We start from the raw sequence: 3,709 nt of genomic DNA on the forward strand, positions 1-3,709 counted from the left end.
GCTGGGGATTTCGCCTTAGCTTTATTCGCTACAGGTTTAGCCTGTGATTTCGACTTTTTTTTTCGCTTTTGGCTCGGCTCAAAAGGTAAAGGGTTGCGGGAGGGTTCATCAGACATAAGCTTTAGTCGGTGTTTATCCGCGAATACCTAAGCGCTTAATCAAGGCTTGGTAATGTTCAGGATTGCCTTCACGCACATAACTTAGTAAGCGTTTGCGCTGACCAATCATCTTTAATAATCCCCGACGGGAGGCATGATCCTTTTTATTGGCTTGCAGATGTGTACTCAAGCGACTAATGCGATCGCTGAGCATGGCGATTTGCACATCTGCCGAACCCGTATCGGTGTCGTGAATCTGATAGCTGTCAATAATTTCTTGTTTGCGTTCTTGGGTTAAAGCCATGGATAAATGTTCATTGGTATAATCCAGCAGTTTCTGATCATATCATTTTTCATGATTCATGGTATTCGCTCGTCGAGAAGCAAGCTAGATGGTTGATCATTAACCGCTTGAGCGACGAGTATCCAGCCACTGCTGGAGTATAATAGCTGCGGCTTTGCGGTCGATCAGAGCTTTATGGCGAGAGGGCGATCGCTTCTCAGCATGAAGTAACTGTTCGGCTTCAAAAGACGTTAACCGCTCATCTACATATTCTACGGGTAATTGTAGGGCAGCGCTCAAGCGACGGGCATATTTTTGCACCTGTCGCGCCTGGAATCCCAGGGTCCCGTTCATCGAATAGGGTAATCCAATCACCAGAACTTGAACTTCGCGTTGTGCGACGAGTTCTCGGAACTGGGATACATCCTGCTCAAAAGAGGTCCGCTTGATTGTGGTTAAACCTGTAGCAATTAAGCCAGTACCATCGCATCCGGCGACACCAATTCGCTTACTGCCAACATCCAAGCCTAAGGCTGAGATTTTCTGCATCACATAAGTAGGTGGACACCATTAAAGTTAAAAGTTCAAGGTGGAAAACTCGCTCCCGAAAAGAAGCAAGCTATGTCATTCGTCATTCAAAAACTCAAAACTCCCCTAGTCAGCATCTGAAGCATCGGCTGGCGGTGGAATGTCCTTCTCTTTTGACTTCTGTTTCGATGAAGAATTGGCTCCATTTGTTTTAGAAGCGGCGTTAGGTTGTTTGGAAAGGGATTCCCACCAGGACATACGGCTAGGGATGGGAGTACGGGCTGGCTGGAGTCCCTGAAGCACTTCTGATAACTGTAACCCTTCTAATTTCTTGGCTTCTCGGATTTTATGCCAGACTGAACGAGACATGAGCAGAGTATGTTCGATTCTCTGAGCATCTAACTGTTCCAGGTAGTCTTCTCGTTCCGGTTGATAGTCGGCTGAAGCCAGATGCAATGACTGGGCAGGATATTGTTGGGTAATCCGCGCCATTTGTGAGAATAACTCTGGATACAGGCAAGTGTAGGCAGGGTGAACAGTGAGCTGGGCTTCGTGTGCTTGACTCCCATCTCGGCAAAGGGTGAGTTGAAAATAACCAATAGCTGCTTTGCGCTGGGATTCAAATACATAAGCATTGATAACTTCAGTGCGATTGAACCACTGCTGTAGCGTCGAGACTAGCGATCGCATAAATCCTGTTTTAAAATCCTCGATATGACGGTCAAACACTTGACGCACTAACGGGGGCATGGACGCCGTATCTAGCTGATACAATAGTTGAGCATCAGCATTGCTCACCGGCAGCAAGTTGGGTAAATCGGGTTCGCGATCGCCTAGTTTAGCTAAGGTTTGAGCAGAAATTGACCAATATGTCAATTGCGCTAGAGGTTGAAATCCATTACGCCGATATAGTGCCAGGGTATCTTTATTGTGGATATTGACTTCTAGTAACCAGGTGCGGGCTTCCCAGATCGTCTCGAAGCAATGGCGCAAGAGTGCCGAGCCGGTTTCAAGTTTGGCGGGTTTATTAATGGATTCACGAGACGGATCGGGAGCAACTAACACCTGTTCCACGCGCCAAGTACTGCGAGTCCGATTAAAGGGCGATACTTTAATTAATCCTCGCAGCCGCTGAAATTGTTCAGCTACATAGAAACAAAAATCATACTGGCAAGGATTCGGAAACCAATTCAAAACCATTAGCAGCCCATACCAGCGTCGAACCTGCTGAAGTTGGCGAATGAAGGTTAACGAGCAGCTATTACACTCCGTATCTGTGGCTTGAGTCGTAAGCTGCTCAATTCTCTCCAAATCGCCGTATTGAATGGGGCGAATGACAGTCTTGGTGTTTTCCGGAACAGGTGAAGTCATGTTGAGTAAAGATGCTAGGAAGCCAACAGCAGACAAGACCAAGTTTTTGGCACTGTAGTATACAGTGACAAGATTCAAGTTACTGTCCTGCCAATATATTAACGATTTTCCCACTCTGTTCATGCCCAGTTGGGGGGAACAGGGGAGCTGGGGGAGTGATGTAGAGACGTGCCATGGCGCGTCTGGGAGCAGGGGGAGCTTTAAAATTAGAGCTGATCAGAGCCGTATTGCCTCACCCCCTTACCCTATCTCCTTCATCATTCAGATGGTGGCACTAGGGACTTTTTTCGTAAACATTTGTAAACTATAAATCATTGTTGCTTGTATACTCGCAAACAACCATTGCCTTGCCGCATCTGAATCGGAATGCTGCATCTTGCTACTAAGACAAGTCTGGGGTTTTCACCATTTTAGGAGTTTTTCATGAACCAACTGATCAAAATTGAGCGCTTTTTGTTGATAGGTCATATCGGGGCTATGGCATTTGGACTGGCAGGTCTACTGCTGGTTTTGCCTCACCCAGAATGGGTTATAAGCTTACCGCCACAGGGACAAACCTTGTTTCAATGGTCAATGGCTGGGGGGGGAGTCGTCTATATTATTTTAGGAACAGCAGCCGTGGCAATTTATGCCTACCGAACTCTGGGACTGTGGCAATGGTTGACGTTCATGATTCCTGCTATTGTCATTTCCTTGACCAGTGAACTCCTGGGAACAAGTACAGGTTTCCCTTTTGGACACTATGGTTACTTAAGTGGCTTAGGCTATAAAATCGGGGGTCTTGTTCCGTTTACGATTCCCTTATCCTGGTTTTATTTAGGATTGGTGTCTTATCTATTGGCTCGTGTGGGGTTAGAGGATAGAGTGGCAGCGAACAGGTCAGTCAGTTGGTGGCGTCACTTAGGTGCGATCGCGATCGGTGCTGTTTTACTCACCTCCTGGGACTTTGTACTTGATCCCGCCATGAGCCAAGCCTCTGTTCCTTTCTGGTTATGGGAGCAACCGGGTGCCTTTTTTGGGATGCCGTATCAAAATTTTGCGGGTTGGTTAGGAACAGGTGCTGTCTTTATGGCTGTCGCGGCTTTATTTTGGCAGAAAACGCCATTAGCATTGTCTAGAAGCCAATTGGGATTGCCCTTAGCCGTTTACCTGAGCAACTTTGTCTTTGCGGCTGTGATGAGTATCGGTGCCCAAATATGGGTTCCGATTGGCTTAGGTATCTTGTTAGGCGTTGTTCCTGCCGTAGTATTGTGGCGGATGGCAACGACTACACCCAAATCTAACACCCTCGAACAAGCACAACGCGATCGCACTCCAGAGGCGAAAGTGCCTGTAGCGTCTATTAAGTAATTTGTCCTTTGTCATTCGTCATTTGTCCTTCGTCATTTGTCATTCGTCATTTGTCATTCGTCATTTGTCCTTCGTCATT

The 3,709-nt window shown here is 46.9% G+C and carries 4 protein-coding genes; 1 reads left to right on the forward strand and 3 read right to left on the reverse strand.

Annotation, left to right across the window (positions count from 1 at the left end; translation table 11 throughout):
* Positions 1–132 precede the first annotated feature (132 nt).
* The 3 genes from rpsO to ACLFWI_RS28320 all read right to left on the reverse strand — a co-directional run bounded on the left by rpsO (position 133) and on the right by ACLFWI_RS28320 (position 2,280).
* Entirely contained in the window at positions 133–402 is a 270-nt protein-coding gene (rpsO, locus tag ACLFWI_RS28310; protein ID WP_006103631.1) for a 30S ribosomal protein S15, read from the reverse strand.
* A 99-nt stretch (positions 403–501) separates the two neighbouring features.
* Positions 502–930 (reverse strand): Holliday junction resolvase RuvX, encoded by a 429-nt coding sequence (ruvX, locus tag ACLFWI_RS28315; RefSeq protein WP_446410512.1) that lies wholly within the window; start codon positions 928–930, stop codon positions 502–504.
* Between the two features lie 105 nt (positions 931–1,035).
* Positions 1,036–2,280, reverse strand: a complete 1,245-nt coding sequence (locus ACLFWI_RS28320) for an N-acetyltransferase family protein (RefSeq protein WP_446410514.1) — start codon at positions 2,278–2,280, stop codon at positions 1,036–1,038.
* A gap of 423 nt (positions 2,281–2,703) precedes the next feature.
* Between ACLFWI_RS28320 and cruF the strand changes: the two genes are divergently transcribed.
* Positions 2,704–3,630 (forward strand): gamma-carotene 1'-hydroxylase CruF, encoded by a 927-nt coding sequence (cruF, locus tag ACLFWI_RS28325; RefSeq protein ID WP_446410513.1) that lies wholly within the window; start codon positions 2,704–2,706, stop codon positions 3,628–3,630.
* The last annotated feature ends 79 nt before the right edge of the window (positions 3,631–3,709 follow it).

It is taken from the genome of Coleofasciculus sp. (genome assembly GCF_046539235.1).
GTDB lineage: Bacteria > Cyanobacteriota > Cyanobacteriia > Cyanobacteriales > Coleofasciculaceae > Coleofasciculus.

Excerpts from the sequence above, each read along its gene's own strand:
- ACLFWI_RS28320 (WP_446410514.1), bottom strand. The coding sequence starts at position 2,280 with ATGACTTCACCTGTTCCGGAAAACACCAAGACTGTCATTCGCCCCATT.
- cruF (WP_446410513.1), top strand. The coding sequence starts at position 2,704 with ATGAACCAACTGATCAAAATTGAGCGCTTTTTGTTGATAGGTCATATC.
- rpsO (WP_006103631.1), bottom strand. The coding sequence starts at position 402 with ATGGCTTTAACCCAAGAACGCAAACAAGAAATTATTGACAGCTATCAG.
- ruvX (WP_446410512.1), bottom strand. The coding sequence starts at position 930 with ATGCAGAAAATCTCAGCCTTAGGCTTGGATGTTGGCAGTAAGCGAATT.